18 protein-coding genes are annotated in these 18,238 nt (G+C 72.2%); 2 read left to right on the top strand and 16 right to left on the bottom strand.

Translation table 11 applies throughout. The features are described 5' to 3' along the window. Positions 1-159: 159 nt before the first annotated feature. The 6 genes from Q1V71_RS08930 to Q1V71_RS08905 form a co-directional block, all read right to left on the bottom strand. Entirely contained in the window at positions 160-678 is a 519-nt protein-coding gene (locus tag Q1V71_RS08930) for a hypothetical protein (RefSeq protein WP_300643015.1), read from the bottom strand. 48 nt (positions 679-726) lie between these two features. Beyond that, positions 727-2,094, bottom strand: a complete 1,368-nt coding sequence (locus tag Q1V71_RS08925; protein WP_300643013.1) for a carbohydrate-binding domain-containing protein — start codon at positions 2,092-2,094, stop codon at positions 727-729. A 472-nt stretch (positions 2,095-2,566) separates the two neighbouring features. Continuing rightward, the gene (locus tag Q1V71_RS08920) at positions 2,567-3,991 is read right to left on the bottom strand and encodes a CotH kinase family protein (protein WP_300643011.1); all 1,425 of its coding nucleotides are present in this window, start codon (positions 3,989-3,991) and stop codon (positions 2,567-2,569) included. Then, positions 3,981-4,766, bottom strand: a complete 786-nt coding sequence (locus Q1V71_RS08915) for a polyphosphate polymerase domain-containing protein (protein ID WP_300643009.1) — start codon at positions 4,764-4,766, stop codon at positions 3,981-3,983. Before Q1V71_RS08915 ends, Q1V71_RS08920 begins: the two co-directional genes overlap by 11 nt. 1 nt (position 4,767) lies before the next feature. Then, positions 4,768-5,379: a DUF4956 domain-containing protein gene (locus Q1V71_RS08910; RefSeq protein WP_300643007.1), complete on the bottom strand. Its 612-nt coding sequence runs from the start codon at positions 5,377-5,379 to the stop codon at positions 4,768-4,770. Positions 5,380-5,502: 123 nt separating this feature from the next. Further along, a complete protein-coding gene (locus Q1V71_RS08905) occupies positions 5,503-6,684 on the bottom strand; it encodes a trypsin-like peptidase domain-containing protein (protein ID WP_300643005.1) in 1,182 nt (393 codons plus the stop codon). Between the two features lie 413 nt (positions 6,685-7,097). Here Q1V71_RS08905 and Q1V71_RS08900 point away from each other — a divergent pair, with 413 nt between their 5' ends. Further along, positions 7,098-7,982 carry a hypothetical protein gene (locus tag Q1V71_RS08900; RefSeq protein WP_300643003.1) on the top strand — a complete coding sequence of 295 codons (885 nt, stop codon included), beginning with the start codon at positions 7,098-7,100 and terminating at the stop codon, positions 7,980-7,982. A 45-nt stretch (positions 7,983-8,027) separates the two neighbouring features. On the opposite strand, the gene bla is transcribed toward Q1V71_RS08900, so the two are convergent. From bla to Q1V71_RS08850, 10 genes are all read right to left on the bottom strand, one after another. Next, positions 8,028-8,981 carry a class A beta-lactamase gene (gene bla / locus Q1V71_RS08895; RefSeq protein ID WP_300643002.1) on the bottom strand — a complete coding sequence of 318 codons (954 nt, stop codon included), beginning with the start codon at positions 8,979-8,981 and terminating at the stop codon, positions 8,028-8,030. 29 nt (positions 8,982-9,010) lie between these two features. Next, a complete protein-coding gene (locus tag Q1V71_RS08890; protein WP_300643000.1) occupies positions 9,011-9,586 on the bottom strand; it encodes a TetR/AcrR family transcriptional regulator in 576 nt (191 codons plus the stop codon). After that, positions 9,583-10,068, bottom strand: a complete 486-nt coding sequence (locus Q1V71_RS08885; RefSeq protein WP_300642998.1) for an FBP domain-containing protein — start codon at positions 10,066-10,068, stop codon at positions 9,583-9,585. Before Q1V71_RS08885 ends, Q1V71_RS08890 begins: the two co-directional genes overlap by 4 nt. Before the next feature lie 66 nt (positions 10,069-10,134). Continuing rightward, positions 10,135-10,500, bottom strand: a complete 366-nt coding sequence (mnhG, locus tag Q1V71_RS08880) for a monovalent cation/H(+) antiporter subunit G (protein ID WP_300642996.1) — start codon at positions 10,498-10,500, stop codon at positions 10,135-10,137. Next, positions 10,497-10,805, bottom strand: coding sequence for a monovalent cation/H+ antiporter complex subunit F (locus tag Q1V71_RS08875; RefSeq protein ID WP_300642994.1), 309 nt, complete (start codon positions 10,803-10,805; stop codon positions 10,497-10,499). The genes mnhG and Q1V71_RS08875 overlap by 4 nt, the downstream gene beginning before the upstream one ends. Further along, positions 10,802-11,362: a Na+/H+ antiporter subunit E gene (locus tag Q1V71_RS08870; RefSeq protein ID WP_300642992.1), complete on the bottom strand. Its 561-nt coding sequence runs from the start codon at positions 11,360-11,362 to the stop codon at positions 10,802-10,804. The genes Q1V71_RS08875 and Q1V71_RS08870 overlap by 4 nt, the downstream gene beginning before the upstream one ends. Then, complete coding sequence (locus tag Q1V71_RS08865) at positions 11,359-13,050, bottom strand: Na+/H+ antiporter subunit D (protein WP_300642991.1); 1,692 nt, start codon at positions 13,048-13,050, stop codon at positions 11,359-11,361. Before Q1V71_RS08865 ends, Q1V71_RS08870 begins: the two co-directional genes overlap by 4 nt. Next, the gene (locus Q1V71_RS08860) at positions 13,047-13,550 is read right to left on the bottom strand and encodes a Na(+)/H(+) antiporter subunit C (RefSeq protein WP_300642989.1); all 504 of its coding nucleotides are present in this window, start codon (positions 13,548-13,550) and stop codon (positions 13,047-13,049) included. Before Q1V71_RS08860 ends, Q1V71_RS08865 begins: the two co-directional genes overlap by 4 nt. Before the next feature lie 10 nt (positions 13,551-13,560). Then, the gene (locus Q1V71_RS08855) at positions 13,561-16,437 is read right to left on the bottom strand and encodes a Na+/H+ antiporter subunit A (RefSeq protein ID WP_300642987.1); all 2,877 of its coding nucleotides are present in this window, start codon (positions 16,435-16,437) and stop codon (positions 13,561-13,563) included. 95 nt (positions 16,438-16,532) lie between these two features. Then, positions 16,533-17,216, bottom strand: coding sequence for a CdaR family transcriptional regulator (locus Q1V71_RS08850; protein WP_300642986.1), 684 nt, complete (start codon positions 17,214-17,216; stop codon positions 16,533-16,535). Positions 17,217-17,389: 173 nt separating this feature from the next. On the opposite strand from Q1V71_RS08850, the gene Q1V71_RS08845 reads away from it, so the two are divergent. Continuing rightward, positions 17,390-18,175: a branched-chain amino acid ABC transporter permease gene (locus Q1V71_RS08845; protein WP_300642985.1), complete on the top strand. Its 786-nt coding sequence runs from the start codon at positions 17,390-17,392 to the stop codon at positions 18,173-18,175. The last annotated feature ends 63 nt before the right edge of the window (positions 18,176-18,238 follow it).

The raw sequence follows: 18,238 nt of genomic DNA, 5'->3' as shown, positions 1-18,238 counted from the left end.
TTGTCGCGGTACGGATCGTTCGTGACATCGAACTGTCGGCACCTGTCGGGACCGCTGCCACCGGATGTGGGCGCGCTCGGAACATTCGGACACAGCAGGCTCACCCCGGCCGCGCCTCGGGGGTTGGCAGCGACCGGGGTGCGGATCGTGGGCGGCGGATCAGCCCTGCTGGGTCGAGTCCTGGGCTGCGTCGGACGAGTCGTCGTCCTGCGTCGTGCCCTCGTCGGGATCGGTGGGGTCGGGTTGGCCGTCCCCGTCGAAGTCGGGCGCCTGACCGGTGCCACCCGAGCCCGGGCCGGTTCCGCCATCGGTCTGTCCGTCCATCGGTCCTCCCGGAAGGTCGCGCATCCCGTCCGGAGGACCACCGAAGCCGTCACGGCCACGGTCGAAGTCAGGGACCTGCTGCGTCGCCGGGGCTCCGTCGCCGCCGACGGCGTACCCGACGCCGAAGCCGGCTCCGCCGATGGCGAGGGCGGCCACGGTGACGCCGGTCGCGAGCGCCCTGCGGCCGCGGAGGACTCCCCGGCTCCACCTGCGCGGGGCGGTCGGCGTGGCGGCGGGTGGAGTGCTGACCGCCTCCGCATCCTCGTGACGGATGGGCTGGGCGGTGTTGCTCGTGCCGGTGGTGGGCTCGGACGCGTGCGGGTCCGGGCTCGTGGGGTGGGCTCCTGAGATCATGTCGTTTCTCCTGGTGTGTGTCGTAGGTACGCGCGGGGGGAGCGCGGCTCAGCCGCCCATGGGGCCGTGGCCCCCTGCGGGCGCGTCGCCGGCGGTGACGGTGGTGTCGCTCCCGTCGACGGAGACGGTGTAGGTCGTGCCTTGCTCGACGTCGGCGGACGAGAAGACGACCGAGGCGAAGTCCTTCTCGACCGTGTATGTCGCGAGCTCCGTGCCGTCGTCGTCGGTGATGACGACCTCGGACCCGGCCACGGCGGTGGCGGGCAGGGCGGTGGCGATCCACCCCTGGACGGAGTCGGCCGAGGGAGCGACCATCATCCCGGAGCTACCGGTCGCGACCAGGGTCCCGCCCGTGACCTCGAAGGTGCCGTTGACGTCCAGGGCGCCGTTGCCATCAGCGGTCGGACCGTAGACGGTGATGTCACCTCCGGTGATCGTGGCGTGACCGTTGGAGTCGAGCCCGTCGCCGCTGGACCAGACCTCGACGGTGCCGCCGTTGATGACCAGGTTGAGCGAGTCGTCGACTTCCATGCCGGCCCCGCCCGGACCTCCGGCGGGGGGTCCACCGACGCCGTCGGTGGCGGCCCTGTCGTCGGCGGACGCGACGTTGATGCCGTCGTCCGCGGCGTGCAGCTGGACGTCACCGTCATCGATGATGACCACAGAGGCCTCCAGGGCCTCGTTGGATCCCACCACCTCGACCGTCCCGCCCGCGATGAGGATCTGGACGGCCTTGACGGCGTCGTCCTGGGAGTTGACGGTCACGGTGCCGTCCTCGATGAGCACGAAGCCGGAGCCGGCGTCAGCGCTGTTGTCGGACTTCAGACCGTCGTCGACCGCGTCGACCGTGACGTCGCCGCCCGTGATCGCCAGGTAGTCCTTGCCGATGATCCCGTCGTCCGGCGAGGTGACCTCGACAGTGCCCCCCGCGATGACCAGGCCGTCCTTGCCGACGATGCCGTTGTTCGCGTTGCCCGTCACGGTGAGGGAGCCCGTGCCACCGATCGTGAGGTCGGCGGTCGAGTAGAGCGCGCCGGTCGGCGCCTCCTCCGAGGTGTCGTCGTAGGTCGTCGCGTCAGCCAGGGTGTTGCTGGTCCCGTCGGCGAGCACCACCACCACCGATTGTGCGTCCACGACGTCGATGGCGGCGGTCGTGTCCGAGGTGATGGTCGCGTCGTCGAGCACGAGCCGGACGACCCCGTCGAGCGCACTGTCGACGACCACCTGCCCGGTGAGGTCACCGCTGAGCCGGTACGTCCCGGCGGTGGTGATCGTCACGGTCCCGGCGTCGGTCGACACGGCGTCGCTCTCAGCGGTTGCCGTGGAGCCCTGGAGGCTCACGTCCACGACGTCGGACTCGTCGTACGCCGTGTCGCCCGCCTCGACTTCGACGTTGTCGGCGCCTGCGTCGGCCACCGTGGTGGCGTCCGTGACCGCGGCCGTGCTGGCCGATGATCCGCCCGAGGACGTGCTGGAGCTCGTGGGTGACGTGGAGCTGACGGCGGTCGACGAGCTGCAGCCGGCAAGGAGGGCGGTGGCAGCGGTGGCAGCCAGAGCCTGTCGGAACGTGGAGAGTCGCACGGTAGTACCTTTCGAGAGCGTCAGGCCGGGATGCCTGGTGATGACGACTCTGCTCGGGCGACCTGTCCGCGAGATGGCCTGTCCTTGTGAGGCTCCTGTGAGCTCGCGAAGACGAACCGCCGCTGCGCCGAGAAGCTCACCGCCAGGAGCGAGCTCGGTGACGAGCTGTGCAGGAAGGAGCGCGAGCCCCACGCCGACGAGGGACGCGAGCAGCAGGTAGTTGGCGGTGAGCAGCGCCGCGGCCAGGGCGGGGTGGTGAGCGTCGTGTGGCGCGACTTCCCGGCGGCCGTGCGGAACATGGTCGTCGTCACTCCTGCTCGGCGACGAAGTCGCGGATGGCCTGGGCCTCGTCGGCCACGGTCGCAGGGTCCACGAGGTCGCTCGCGTGGTCGGTGAGCACGCCGGCCCAGCGGTCGACGACCTCCTCCGCCACGCCGCTGCTGTAGAGACTGGCGACTAGGTCGGTCTTCGCCTGGGTGACGAGGTCGTCCCACTTCTCCACGGCGGTGAACCGCTCGACGAGCACGTTCGACCTTCCCCCCATGCCACCGAATCCCATCCCGCCGGGGCGAGCACCCCCGTCAGGCATCTCCATGCCCTCAGGAGGTTCGAAGCCCTCCGGCGGCTCGAAGCCGTCGGACGGGTCGAACCCCTCCGGTGGTTCGAAGCCCTCGGGCCGCTCGCCATCCCCACCGAAGGAGCGACCGCCGCCGCCCGGTAAACCGCCGAAGGCGAGGTTGTGGTCCCACGCGACGACGGTGAATCCGCCGGACTCTGCGTCGTAGCGCAGGTACGAGTTGTTGCCGGGTCCGTCGATGTCGTCGAAGTTGCCGATGAGGTCCTGGAAGGCGAGGTAGCGCGCGAACGCCTCGACGTCGAGACGCTCCGCTAGCCCCTCCTCGAACTCCGCGTCCGTGCTGTTGTTGACGAAGTCCAGCAGCTCGATCAACGGGGTGAGGTCCTCCTCACCGGTCTCCTGGTCGAAGATCTCGTCGTACGCGTCCGGGTCGGTGCCCCGCCAAGACCAGTCGCCGCCGGCCTCGGCCTTGTAGAGGATGCCCTCGGTGGTGAAGTTCTCCTCCTCCCACTGCTCGTCCAACGCCTGCACGACCAGTCGCAGCTGCGCGTCGCCGCCGTTGACCGAGAACGACGCTGGTACGGCGTGCTCGCTGGCCAGTCCCGCCTCGGCGAGCAGCTCGAGCGCCACCGCCTCGTTCAGCGCGGTCTCGCTGCTGTTGGACCGGATGACGAAGTCGGTCCAGCCGTCCAGCGACTGGTCCTCGACGAACTCGTCGAGACGGACCAGCCACGGGAGCTCCGCAGGGTCAGCGCCGTCCTCCAACCCGCGCAGGGACGAGTTTCCCTTCAGGCGCATCCCCACCCGCTCGAACGTCTTGCCGTCGATGGTGACGGTGGCCTCGACCCACTCCTTCTCCGAGGTCTCCTGGTAGACGTCGATCATGTCGGCGACGGCGTCGGCGTCCACGTCCACCGTGATGTCGTGCACCGTGCCGGCGTCCCAGATGCCCTCCCCTTCTCCCACGGAGGCGGCCGAGGTCGCCACCGACCCGGCGGCCGCGCTGGACTCGTCGCGGAGCACGGCGACGGCGGTACCACCTCCGATGGTCAAGACGGCGAGCACGGCCAGCGCCGCCGTCAGCCGCTTGGGTGTGCCGAAGAGCGACCGTCCCGACGCGTCGGGCAGGTTGTCGTGGGAATTGTCAGACGTCATGAGGGAGCTCCTGTCGGATCGAGAGTGCGGGGGCAAGGTCGCGGGTCACGACGCGGTGCCAGCGGTTGCGGGGCAGCTCGGGCGTCAGGAGGGCGAGCCCGGTGCCGTACTTGGAGATGCGAACGGGGCGGTGCCCCAGCGCCCAGAGTCGGCGGTCGAGAGGGCCGGCCGATCCCGGGGGGCTCTTGGTCTCCACGACCAGCGCGCCGTCGAGCCCGACGCTGCCGGACGCGGAGGACCAGAGCAGGTCGCCGTCGACCGTCGCCCGTCCGCCGCCGTCCGGGAGCAGCAGGGTGGTGCGCCGGTACGCCGTGCGCAGTGTCGCGACGAGGCCGACTGCGTCCACCCCGCGAACCCCCGCTCCGGCGAGCCGTTCACCGACCCAGGCCGTCGCCTCGGCGCTGAGCTCTTCGCTGGACGAGCTGTGGCACGGCATCCGTTCCTTGACGGTCTCCCCCCGGCCGCTGCGGGTCTTGACCTCGAGCCACTGCTCGCCCGTGTCCGCGTACAGCCGGGTGCGGACCTTCCATCGGCGGCGACGGGGGTGCGCCGACCCTGCCCAGCTGGTCAGGTCCGTGGTGTCGAAGTACGTCGACTCATAGCGGAACGCGCGCCGGTCGTCGATCTCGAGGACTCGCAGACCGCGCACGCCGGAGACCAGGGCACCGAGGTCGCGGAGCGGCACGACGTACTTGCGGTCGGTGCGGGTGAGCAGCTGGGAGGTGGAGTTGACGCTCTCGAGGTCGACGGACGGCAGCTCAGCGAGGGCGTCCATGTCAGCGGGCCGCGAGGGTGTTCGACGCGGCGCCGGTGGTGCGCTCCGACTCGGGCATGGTCGCTCGTGACGCCTGCTGCGCATAACGCACGTCGACGGTCGTCGAGTCGTTGACAAGGTCGACGCGCAGCGGGACAGCACGGTGGATGCGGGCGTCCAGGACCAGCTCGAGACGCTCAACGAGGTCCGCTTCATTCGTGATCGCCGAGTCGAGCACCACGATCTGCTGACGGGCGCCTCGGCGAAGTGCGGCGGTGTCGGCGACCGCCATCACGCCGACGACCAGGCCCATGAGGGCCACGGCGAGCGTCGGGTCGTCGAAGCCCAGGCCGCCGATGAGGCCGAGCGCGAGGGAGGAGAAGTAGTAGGCGATCTCGTGCTGTCCCAGCTCGGCGGAGCGCAGACGGATGATGGACAGCACGCCGAACAAGCCCAGTCCCAGGCCGATGGTGGCGGCGCTGCTCGACAGCGCGATCGTGACGGCCAGGACACCGACGTTCACGGCGAGGAATGCGACGACGAGGTCCGCACGCCGGTGTCGCGGGAAGTAGATGGCCAGGGCCAGGACGAGGACGGCGGCGACGTCGGCGCCGGCGAGGAGGTACGTCATCATGCGAGAAGTCCTTGGGTTCGAGGAGGGTGCCCCCACGATGGGCGGCACACCTGGTGAGGGGCTGGCGTAGGGCTGTGAGGCACCTGTGGGTGACGGCGCGCCAGCGGGGCGCGGCCGTCGGGCTCAGGCGACGGGGGCGCGCCCGAGGGTGAGGTCGGCGCTGTGGGCCTCACCCAGCGAATCGGTCCAGGCGACCCGGACCTCGTCGCCGGCGTCGTGCGAGGCGACAGCCCGGCGTAGCGCCGCGATGGTCGGTGTGGCCGTCCCGGCGACGGCGGTGACGATGTCGCCCGCCCGGAGGCCGGCCTCGTCGGCCGCGCCGCCCTCGAGGACGGCTGCGATCGTGGCCGCTCCAGTCCCCGAGACGAGCTGCACGCCGAGGAAGGCGTCGTACCCGACCGAGACGGTCGAGGACTCCTCCCCCGACAGGATGTCGTCGGCGATGCGGAGCACCCGCCGGATCGGGATGACGTAGCCCACGATGTCGCTGCGCCCGCTCGACGCTGCGACGTTCATGCCGACGACATCCCCGTCCCCGTCGAGCAGGGCGCCCCCGGAGTCGCCCGAGATGATGTCGGCGTCGACCTCGATGAGGTTGCGGATCGTCGTCTCGGTGCCGTCGTCGTTGCTCACCGTGACCGGCTCGTGCGGGTCGGTCACGGTGCCCGGGGCCGCGGTCAGCGTGCCGCCGTCCCCGCCGGCGTCACCGACCGCAGTGACGGCGTCCCCGACGTCGAGCGTGGCGGTGTTCGTCGTGACCTCTGGCATCGAGGGCGCGTCGACGAGCAGCAGGACGGCGACGTCATGGGTTGCGTCGGTGCCCAGGACCTCAGCGTCGTAGGTCTCACCCGTCGTGGCCACCGTGACGGTGACCTCGGTGCTTCCTTCGACCACGTGGTGGTTGGTCACGACGACGCCGTCGTCGCCGTCGATCACCATGCCGGTGCCCGCTCCCTCGCCTGACCCGAACTCGACCACCGTCGAGACCATGACCACTCCCCGTGACTGCGCGGTCGTCGCGTCGGTCGCGTCGAGACCCGCGGTCACCGGGACCTGGTCGTACGGCGAGGCGTAGCCGCCGTACGGGCCGAGACCCGCATTCCGGCCATAGCCGCCGTACCCCAGGCCGAACGCTGGGTCGGCGGGGCTGCCCGGCCAGTCGACCTCAAGCGCGCTAGCCGGTGGAGGAACCGTGGCCGCGTGGGCCGGCACCACCGTCAGAACGGTGGACGCCGCGAGCGCGGTCGCGGCGACCGTCGCGCCGGCGCGGCGAAGGGCGGGTCGCAGGAAGAACGGCTGGCTCATGGGTGCTCCTCGATGTGCTGCGGGTTGGTGAGACCAACCTGTGGCGCGAGCTTGTGAGGAGCCTGTGCGCACCGTGGCAAGAGCTTCTGAGATCGTCGGGAGTGACACGCCGGGAGGTGTCAGAGCACGCGGGTTCTTGGTCCATGACCATGGGCAGAGCCGTGAAAGGGTCAAACTGGTGTCCAACCGCCGTCGCGGCGCGCGTTGCGACTCGGTGACGTGCGGCCCCGGCGCGGCCCACGAGCCCCCTGAAATCGAGCGTTTGCGCAGGTCAGCAGCCATCCCGCGTCAGAACTACGACATCTGAGTCGCTGACCTGCTGCACCCGAGGGCCCCGTCGCGCAAGCGGCGGGGCCCTCGGGCCTGTGGAGAGAGCCCGACGCCCGGACGCGGATCCTGCTTGCATCGCTCGCATGAGCGAATCCACCCACGTACACCCTCTGAGCGCGCAGGACACCCGGTGGCTGCTGCGCGAGGTCGAGGCCGTGCTCCGCACGCGCGGTCATACCTGGACCCTGGTCGACGGGCGCGCCTTCCAGCTGACGGACGGGCCGATCATGGGGCTCGACAACCTGGCGCGACGACTGCACCTGGCGCCACGGCGGGCATGGCGTCGTCTGGTGCAGGAACAGGTCACGACACTCCTCTCGGGCTTCGACCCGACGGCGGCGATCCGGGCTGAAGACCTGCGGGTGCGGCTCGTGAATCCGGCAACGATGCCCGACCTCGAGTACGAACCACTCCGCCCGCTGCCGCGTCTGCACGGAGTGCTGTCGGCCCAGGGTCCTGGCCTGACCGCACTGCTCGGCAAGCTCCACACCGTGGAGGTCGAGCGCGACGACGCCTACGCCCGTGCGCTCGAGAACCTCGCGGCACTCCCGCTGCCACAACACGTACGTCGTCGCCTCGACCCCGACCTCCCAGGCTCGTGGGTCGACGTGCTCCGCGCCGACGACTCCTTCGGAGCCAGCCGCGTCATGGTCCTGCCTGAGGTGCTGCGCCGGACCCTGCGCCGAGAGATCCCACCCTCCGGCGTCCTGGTCGCGGTCCCCCACAAGTTCGAGATGTGGCTGCACTTCCCGGTCGATGACTCCGTGCTGGACGTGTCCGTGGGGATGGCCTTCGACGCGCTCTGCGCCTGGGCCCAGGAGCCGTTCCCGCTGTCCCCGCACGTCTACCTGGTCTCACCCGACATGCACGCCGAGGTCCTGGTGGCCGCCGACGCCGAAGGGGCGTCGCTGGATCACCGTCGCCTGCGGCAGCTCATCCGCAGCCTGCCGCCCTCAGCGGCTGCCTGACCCGACCGCTCGTCCGGGTTGCCCGGGTCGCCGGCGGACGACCGGCTACCGCTCCGCGCACACCGCGTGGAGCGCGATCCGGGCGGCCTCGGCGACCAGCGCGTCGCGCGGCTCGGCGTCCGCGGTCTCCCCGCGCGTCAGCACGGCGAGCACGATCGGCTCCCGGCCCGGCGGCTCGAGGAAGGCGATGTCGTTGCGCGTGCCCCAGTCCGCGGTGCCGGTCTTGTCGCCGACCACCCAACCCTCGGGGGCCGCCGCGCGCACCAGGTCGTCGCCCGTCGTGTTGCGCCGCAGCAGGTCGACCAGCACCTGCCGGTCGCCCTCGCCCAGCGCGTCGCCGACCGCGAAGGCGGCCAGGCTCTCCGCGAGGGCACGCGGCGTCGAGGTGTCGCGCGGGTCGCCCGGCGTGAAGTCGTTGAGCGTGGGCTCGGTGCGCACGGCCTCGGTGGTCTCGTCCCCCACCTCCGCGAGCGCGCGGTCCAGGCCGGCCGGGCCTCCCACGAGCTCGAGGAGCAGGTTGGCGGCGGTGTTGTCACTGACCGTGACGGCGGCCTCGAGCACCTCGGCGACGGTGAGCCCTCCGTCGACGTGCTGCTCGGTCACCGGCGAGTAGTCCACGAGGTCGGCCTCGGTCCACCGCAGCCGCCGCTCCAGGCCGGCCTCCGGCAGCCGGTCGAGCACCACCGCGGCCAGGAGCGCCTTCACCGTGGAGGCGAACGCGAACCGTTCGTCCTGGCGGTGCCCCACCGACTCCCCCGTGCCGGTGTCGAGCAGGTGTACCCCGACGCGTCCGCCCTCCCGACGCTCGAGCCGGTCGAGCCCGTCGCCCAGCGCGGCCTGACCCCCGGTCGCGCACGTCGGGGTCGCCGGGCTCGACGCGGCCGGTTCGCCGGACGTCGTACGGCGGTCCGGTGCCGTGCCGGTGGACCCAGCGTCCTGCTCGCCCGTCGTGGCGCAGCCCAGCGACAGCGTCGCCGTCGCGGCCAGGACCACCAGCATCCCCGGCCTGCCTGCCGGTCGCCGCCCCCTCATGCGCTCCCCCAGGTCCGCAGGACGGCGTCCAGCTGCTCGAGCGCCCGCACCCACGACTCCTCGGCAGGCGGGCTGCTGCCGGCGAAGGCACCGCCGCCCTCCAGCTCGATGAAGCCGCGCAGCAGGCTGCCGACCAAGCGGGCGGCATGCACCTGCTCCCCGGCCGGGACCGCGTAGCCCCGCAGGACCGCGAGCAGGTGGTCCGCGTGGCGCCGCCCCGCACCGAGGAGCTCCGCGTCGACGAGGCCGGCGCCCGCTGCTCCCGCCGCGGCGAAGCGGCCCGGGTGCTCCGCGGCGTACGCGCGGTGGGCGTCGGCCAGCGCGACCAGGGCATCGGCGCCGGCCAGCCCAGCGAGGGCGCGGTCCACGCGGTCGGCGAGCTCGGTCAGGGCTAGTGCGGCGACGGCCGCGCGCAGCTCCTGGGCGCCCGCGACATGGGAGTACAGGCTGGGCGGGCGCACCCCCAGCTCGCGCGCGACGGCGCTCACCGTGAGCGCAGCGGCCCCGTCCCGGTCGGCGAGGCCGGCGGCCGTCGCCACCACCCGCGCCCGGTCCAGGCCGGCCCGGGTCACCGGAGCACCCGCCGCAGGAAGGCGCCCAGGTTGTCCTGCAGCCGCTCGGTGCGCCGCTCGGCCGGGATGGTCTCGGCCACCGTCGAGACCGAGGGCGCGGGCAGCGTGCCTCGGGCGTACGCCGAGCACCGCAGGTCCGCGCAGACCTCGGCACCCGTCGTGTTGCCGTCGCGGCCCGCGCGCCCGGCCCGGTTGGCGACCATGAGCGCGACGCCGCTGCCCGGGTGGACCGTGCAGCACCACGAGCACATGCGTGCCCGCCCGGACCCGCCCTGGTTGCGACGCAGCCGGACGCCCACGGGCTCGCCCTCGTGGGGCACGACGACGGCGGCCTGCAGGGGTGCGCGCGGGTCGACCCAGCCGAGGTAGTCCAGCTCGGGCCACGCGACGAGGTCGAGGTCGGGGACGGTCATCCGGGCCACCTCGCCCCGGCTGCAGTTGACGAAGGAGCCGCGGATCTCGCGTTCGGTGAGGGCCAGCATGGCGACGACGCTACGTTGCCTATGCCCTATAGGCAAAACCCTACGATTCGTCGGTGGCAGGACCAGTCAGGGCGCCCCCCGCGGCTCCTCGTGGTCCAGGACTTCGCTCAGCTCGTCGACGACCAGCAGGTCGTGGCGCACCTGCCCGGCCCGGAACGAGGCGCGCCCGATCAGGTGGCTCGACACCACGCTTGTGGTCATCTGCAGCACCACGACCAGGGCGAGCAACGCCACGGTCGAGGGGTCGCGCAGCCCCAGGCCCACCCCGAGGACGACCAGCACCGTCCCGAGCACCTGCGGCTTGGTCGCGGCGTGCATCCGGCTCAGCAGGTCGGGCATCCGCAGCACCCCGATGGCGGCGATCAGGGCGAGCAGTGCGCCGGTGAGCAGGCAGGCCGCCGCGGCGACGTCGAGCGCCACCGTCCACGTCATCGTCGGTCCCCCCGCATCTCCTCGGCGCCGTCGCGTCCGGCCTCCAGGTCGTCGCTGCGACTGGCGTAGCGCGCGACGCTGGCCGCGCCGACGAAGCCGAAGCCCGCGAGCACCAGCACGATCGGCAGCGCGACCGTCTTCCCCGTCGACGCCACGTGCAGGCCGATGCCGCACACAGTGACGGCGACGAGGACGTCCAGCGCGACGCTGCGGTCCAGGATCGTCGGGCCGATGGTGGCTCGGATCGTCAGGAGGATCGCCGCGGCCACGAGCATCGCGGTCGCCAGGAGGAGCACGACGCTCACGCGACCACCTCCTCGCTCGCGCGGGGCGGCAGCGCGGCCAGGACCCGCTGCTCCAGCTCCAGGGCGCTGCGACGGAACGCCTCGGCCGCCTCGGCGTCGGGCACGTCCAGGACGTGCAGGTAGAGGGTGTGGGTGGAGCGCCGCGCCTCGACCACCACCGAGCCCGGGACCAGCGAGAGCATTGCTGCCACCAGGGTCAGCACGAAGTCCGAGGAGCTCTCCAGGTCCACGGCCACCACGGCGTTGCGGACGTGGCCCCGGGTCAGCACGACCCGCGAGACCTGCACGCTGGCGCGGACGACGTCGACGAGGAAGCGGCCCAGCAGCGCCAGCAGCAGGAGCGGACGCACCCGGGCGGCGAGGTCGACGGGCGGCAGCGGGAAGACCAGGCAGGTGCCCACCGCGACCAGCACCCCGCCCAGGACGTAGAGCGGCGCGACCGAGCCCCAGAGGGCGAGCCAGACCAGGGTCAGCACCACCACCGCCGGGAGCTGGACCGCGCGGTGCCGCGCCGGTCGCGAGGTCCCGTCGCGCCGGGTCCGGGTCACCGGGCTCATCGCAGGTCCTCCCCGAGGACCGAGGTGAGGTAGGGCCGCCGGTCGTGGAGGTCGACTGCCGCTCGGTCGCCGTAGGCGTAGAGCGGACCGGCCACCAGGGTCAGCACCACGCTCAGCGCCACCAGGAGCCCGGCGGGCAGCAGCATGCCCAGCGGAGAGTCCTTCGTGTCCTCGCCGGCCTCGATCAGTGTGTGGAAGTCGCGGTCGGGGGTGTCGTCGTCGCCCAGGCGCCGCGCCTCCTCGATGTCCTGCTTGGACACCACCCCGCGGGGCGTGTGCACGTGGCCGCGGTGCTCGTGCACGAGCCCGGTGTCGTGGCCCGGGATCGGCTCGCCGTCCCCGCCGATGGCCGCGAGCGCCTCGTGCGCCTCGCGGGGCGTGCGCCAGAACGCCACCGCCCAGGTCTTGGCCACGGCGTACAAGGTCAGGAGGCTGGTCAGCGCACCCGCACCGACCAGGGTCCAGGCCAACCAGCCATCGTCCGCCTGCGCGGCCTGGAAGAGCCCGACCTTGCCGATGAAGCCGGAGAAGGGAGGGATCCCCGCGAGGTTCATCGCCGGGACGAAGAAGAGCACCGCGAGCAGCGGGGCGATCCGCGCCAGCCCGCCGATCCGCATCAGCGCCGTGCTGCCGGCCCGGCGCTCCACCAGCCCCAGGACGAGGAAGAGCGCGGTCTGGATGGTGATGTGGTGGACGACGTAGAAGGTCGTGCCCGCCGTGCCGAGCCGGCTGGCGAGCGCGATCCCCATCACGAGGTAGCCGATGTGGCTGACCAGCGTGAAGGAGAGCATGCGCTTGATGTCCGACTGCGCCACCGCGCCCAGGATGCCGACCAGGAGCGTCAGCAGGGCCGCCCACAGCAGCAGGTCGGTGAGCGGGCTGTCGGGGAAGAGGAGGGTCTGCACCCGCAGGATCGCGTAGACGCCGACCTTGGTCAGCAGCCCCGCGAAGACGGCCGTCACCGGCGCCGGTGCCGTCGGGTAGCTGTCGGGCAGCCAGAAGGAGAGCGGGAAGACCGCCGCCTTGATGCCGAAGGTGGTCAGCAGCAGCAGCTGCACCAGCAGCGACACGTGGTCCGGGAGCTCCTCGAGCCGCACCGCGAGGTGGGCCAGCGTGAGGGTGCCGGTGGCGGCGTACACGACCGCCAGGCTGATGAGGAAGAGCGTCGAGGACAGCAGGTTGACCAGGACGTAGATGGTGCCGGCACGCAGGCGGGTCGCGGTGCCGCCGAGCGTCAGCAGCACGTAGCTGGCGAAGAGCAGCATCTCGAAGCTGACGAAGAGGTTGAACAGGTCGCCGGCCAGGAAGGCGTTGGCGACGCCGGCGACCAGCACCAGGAACGTGGGGTGGTAGACCGAGATCGGCGCACCCTCCTCGTCCTCGGTCATGCCCTGGGCGACGGAGTACGCCAGGACCGCGAGGGTCACGACGGCACTGACCAGCAGCATCAGCGCGGCCAGCCGGTCGGCGACCAGGACGATCCCGAGCGTCTCGGGCCAGCCTCCGATCCACACGGTCTGCGGGCCCTCCCGGTCGGCCTGCACGAGCAGCACCGCGGCGACCGCGACGACCGCGACGAGCACCAGCAGGCTGAGCCACCGCTGGACCCGCGGGTAGCTGGAGAGGGCGAGGGAGGCCCCCGCCCCCAGGATGGGCAGCAGCACGGGCAGCGGGACCAGCGCGCTCACGTCGTGCCCCGCTCGTCGTGCAGCGCGACCACCGGGTCGTCCTCGGGCGCCTGACCGGCGTCGCCGCTGGAGTCGTCACCGGGGTAGTCCGACGTGGTGGCCTGGTAGGCGTCGGAGGTCGCGTCGCGCAGGGCGAGGCGACGCACGGTGGCGTCCTCGACGTCGTCCTGCACGTCGTCGTGACCGTTGAGCTGCCAGCTGCGGTAGGCCATGGCCAGCACGAAGGCGGTGGTCGCCAGGGTGATGACGATCGCGGTGAGGACCATCGCCTGCGGCAGCGGGTCGGAGATCCCCGTGGTCACCCCGTCCTCCACGATCGGGGCCCGGCCCGCAGGACCCCCGGCGACGAGGAAGGCCAGGCTCACGGCGTTGCCGATCATCACCAGGCCGACCAGGACCCGCGACAGGCTGCGCTCCAGCAGGAGGTAGACCCCGCAGCCCATCAGCCCGGCCGTGATGACGACCAGCGTCAGGTTCACCTCCATGGCGGTGCCTCCCACGTCGTGGACCTCATGCCGGACTGCCCTCCGCCTCGCGCAGCGCGCGCTGAATGTCGCGGTCGATCTGGGCTCCGAGGGCCCGCAGCAGGTCGAGCACCAGGCCGACCACCACGAGGTAGACGCCGATGTCGAAGAGCACCGACGTCACCAGCTTCACCTCGCCCACGACCGGCAGCACCGCCTCGAGGATCGCCGACTGCAGCACCACCCCGCCGAAGGCCATCGGCAGCACCGCCGCGAGCGCAGCGATCGCCAGGCCCAGGCCGATCAGCCGCCCGGCGTCCACCGGTGCGGCCTCGTTGAGCTCGTAGCGGCCGCCGGCGAGGTAGCGCACGACGAGCGCCAGGCCGGTCGTCATCCCCGCGGCGAACCCTCCACCCGGGGCGTTGTGGCCGGCCAGCAGCAGGTAGATCGAGACCACGATCAGGGTGTGGAAGAGCATCCGCACGACCACCTCGAGGATGATCGAGCGCTTCTCGGGCGGCAGGGTGCGCGAGCCCGGGAGCCAGGCGCGCCGTCCGGTGGCCGTGGGGATCTTGCGCACGCCCTTCGGGTACGGGATGTCGTGGACACGCCGGATGTCGGTGCCGCGCGCGTTGACGAAGACCAGGCTCGCGACGCCGGTCGCCGCGGCCACGAGCACCGCGATCTCCCCCAGCGTGTCCCACGCGCGGGTGTCGACTAGCACCACGTTGACGATGTTGTAGCCACCGCCGTACTCCACCGCCTGCTCGGGCAGGGCGGCCGAGACGGGCTCGGCGGTGCGCGCCGAGCCGGCGACGAGCAGGAACCCGGCCGTCACCACGCCCACCGCGAGGCCGAGCGCGGCGCGGACGTAGCGCTGGCGGCTCAGCGGCCGGTCGGTGAAGTACTCCGGCAGCCGGCGCAGCGCCAGCACGAAGACGACGAGGGTCAACGTCTCGACCAGCACCTGGGTCAGCGCCAGGTCGGGCGCGCCGTGCAGCACGAAGAGGTACGCCGTGCCGTAGCCCGTCACTCCCACCAGCAGGATCGCGCGGATCCGCCGACGGCTGCGGGTGGTCATCACCGCCGCGACGAGCACGACCGCCCCCACGGCCGCCTGCGCGGGGGTGTCCCAGAGCTCGATGCGCACGTCGCCGACCCCGGCGAGCAGCGTCGACCCGGGCAGCAGCACGACGACGAGCAGGATGATGCCGAGGTACGCCGCGGCCGAGCCGCGCTGCACGACACCGGTCACCTCGACCGCGGTGCGGTCCAGGGACCGCATGACCGCGCGGTAGCCCCGCTCGCCGCTCCAGTCGTGCGCGAGCGCGGTCTGGAACCTGGCCACCGGCTCGCGGGCGAGGAAGAGCAGCGCACCGCCGAGGATCGAGGCGGCCGTCAGCAGGAGCGGCAGGCCCACCCCGTGCCAGAGCACCAGCTCGGGCTCGTGGGCACCCGGCGGCAGGGACGCGGTCTGGGGGGCGAGGAGCGTGGTGAGCGGAGCGCCCAGGAGGCCGAGGACCAGCGAGGCACCGGCGAGCAGGACGGGCGCGGCCAGGAACGCGGGACCGGGCACGTGGACCGTCGCGCACTCCTCGACCGGGCGGCGCCCGAAGGCACCCCACACGAAGCGGGCGGAGTACGCCGCGGTGAGGACCGAGCCCAGCACGACGCCGACCAGCAGCAGCCAGCCCTCGAGGCCGGCCAGCCCGGTGCCGTCGCCCTCGCGGGCCACGTCGACCAGCGCGACCAGGACGCTCTCCTTGGCGACGTACCCCAGCAGGGGCGGGAGCCCGGCCATCGAGGCCGCCGCGAGCGTGGCCGCCACGGCGAGGACGGGCATCCGGCGCGAGAGCCCCGTCAGCCGGCGCAGGTCCCGCGTCCCGGTGCTGTGGTCGATCACGCCGACAGTGAGGAACAGGCAGGCCTTGAAGAGCGCGTGCGCCAGCAGCAGGCCCAGGCCGGCCAGCATCGCGCTGCGGGTGCCGGTGCCGAGGACGAGCACCAGGAAGCCGAGCTGGCTGACGGTGCCGTAGGCCAGCAGGAGCTTCAGGTCGTGCTGGCGCAGGGCCCGGACGCCCCCGAGCAGCATGGTCGCCAGGCCGAGCACCAGCAGCACCGCACGCCAGCCGGCCACCTCGGCGAAGGCCGGGGCGAGCAGCGCGACGAGGTAGACGCCGGCCTTCACCATCGAGGCGGCGTGGAGGTAGGCGCTCACCGGGGTCGGCGCGGCCATCGCGGCCGGCAGCCAGAAGTGGAAGGGCACGAGCGCGGACTTGCTCACCGCACCGACCAGCAGCAGGTGCACGCCGACGGTGACCGCCGTCCCGCCGGGCGGGTCGGCCAGGATCTCGGTGATCCGGTAGGTCCCGGCGGCCCCGCCGACGAGCAGCACGCCCACCAGCAGGACCAGCCCGCCGAAGGTGGTCACCACCAGGGCCTGGATCGCTGCCCGCCTGCTGGCACGCCGCTCCGGGGAGTGGCCGATGAGCAGGAAGGAGAAGACGGTGGTCAGCTCCCAGAAGACGTAGAGCAGCAGCAGGTCGTCGGCCAGGACCAGCCCGAGCATCGCGGCGACGAAGGCGACCAGGACACCGCCGAAGCGCGGCACCCCGGGCTCGTCGTCGTCGAAGTACCAGGCGCAGTAGGCCAGGACGAGCGCCCCGATGCCCAGGACGACCAGGGCGAGCACCCACTGCAACGTGCCCATCGCCAGCGCGAGCTCCAGCCCGATCCCCGCGACCCAGGGGTGCACCTCGACGAGGGTCTCCCCCCGCGCCACCGCCGGCCCCTGCGCGGCGACCCAGACCGTCCCGGCCAGCGGGACGAGCGCGACGGCGACGAAGGCGCGGCGGCCCCGCTGGAGCAGCAGCACGGGTGCCAGGACCGCCGTCGCCAGGAGGGCGAGGATCAGCACCAGCACGGGAGATCCTTCCGGGTCCGGCCACGAGTCACGACAGGATGGAACCTACCGGGCCCGGCACCACTCGACCGGAGGGGACGGGCCGGGAGGCGGCCTCAGTCCGAGGATCCCGAGACCAGGCTGACCGCCAGCAGCAGGTCGATGAGCTCCTCGACCCGGCGCACGTCGCAACCGGTGCGCTCGGCGATCCGCTCCAGGCGGTAGTAGACCGTGTTGGCGTGCACGTGCAGCGCCATGGCGGCCAGCTTGGCGTTGAGGTCGCAGGCGACGTACTGCCGCAGGGTCTCCACGAAGGTGCCGCCCGAGGCGAGGTCCTCCTGCACGAAGGCGCGCACCTCGGGCCGGACCAGCCGACGCGCCGTGCGGTCGTGGGTCTGCACGAGGTAGTCCAGGGTCGACATCGTGGACAGCGACTGGACCCCGGCCCGGCCGCGCAGGGAGCGGCGGGCCAGGCGCGCCTCCTCGTAGGCCTCGGGGACGTCGAGGAAGCCCCGGCGCACCGAGCTCACGCCCACGCTGGGGAAGACCCCGCGACCCGAGAGCGAGGCCACGCCGGCCCGGATGCGGGCCAGGGTCCGCTCCTCCCCCGTCGGGTCGACCGGCATGACGGCCACGACCTCGTCGTGGCGCACCACGACCAGTCCGCGCCCGGGGTTGTTGAGGGCGCTGCGCAGCATCGCCTGGCTGGCGCGGTCGGCTGACTGGTCGGCGTTGACGGTGAAGGAACCGGCCACCACGACCAGCGGGCTGTCCTCGGAGACGCCGACGTCGGCCAGCATCTGCACACGCGGCTGGACGGTGGGCGGTCGGCCATCGAGCAGGTCGTCGAGCAGGTCGCGCGCCAGCCGGGCCGAGTCGGCCAGCTGGAACTGCTGGGCCTCGAGGTAGGCCTCGGCGGCCCGCGATCTCCGGTGACCCCGAGGGTCGCACCATCGGCTTCGGCATCGAGGAGATGTGGATCTGGCTGCCCGCCTCGGGCCTGGTCGCGGCCGCCTTCGGCGTCGCGGTGGCTCCCCTGGCGACCCGGCTGCGGGGCCTCTACCTCGCCATCGTGACCCTGGGCCTGGTCTTCATCGGCGAGCACGTCTTCCGCGAGTGGAGCGACCTCACCGGTGGCGCCGGCGTCGGTCGCTCGGCGGCGACGCCACAGCTGTTCGGCTTCGACTTCTCCGAGAGCACCGAGATGTTCAGCCGCGAGCAGCAGCTCTACCTGCTGATGTTCGTGCTGATGCTCGTCTTCGCCCTCGGCGCCCGCAACCTCGCCCGCTCGCGCGTCGGCCGCGCTTTCTCGGCGGTTCGCGACCGGGACATGGCCGCGGAGATGATGTCGATCGACCTGCCGCGCACGAAGGCGCTGGCCTTCGGCATCTCCTCCTTCTACGCGGGCTGCGCCGGGGGCCTGCTCTACACCGTCTCCGGGTTCTTCGACCCGGCGTCGTTCAACCTCCTGCTCTCGGTGCAGTTCATCGCGATGGTCCTCATCGGCGGCGCCGGCACCGTGGGGGGCACCATCGCGGGCGCACTGTTCGTGTCGCTCCTGCCGACACTGACCCGCGAGCTGCCCGCCTTCATCCCCCTGATCAGCCAACAGGTGACAGAGACACCCAATGTTTTCCAGGTCGAGCAGATCCTCTACGGACTCTTGATCGTGGTGTTCCTCTTGTTCGAACCTCGGGGCCTGTTCGGCATCTGGATGCGGATCCGCATCTACTGGAAGAGCTGGCCGTTCAGCTACTGAACGTCCGGATCAACGCAAAAGGAGAACTGCAATGAAGCTGCGCAAGATGGGGGTGCTCCTCGC

The sequence above is a fragment of the Nocardioides sp. genome, assembly GCF_030149505.1.
GTDB lineage: Bacteria > Actinomycetota > Actinomycetes > Propionibacteriales > Nocardioidaceae > Nocardioides.
This window is presented reverse-complemented; position numbering and strand designations above follow the sequence as displayed.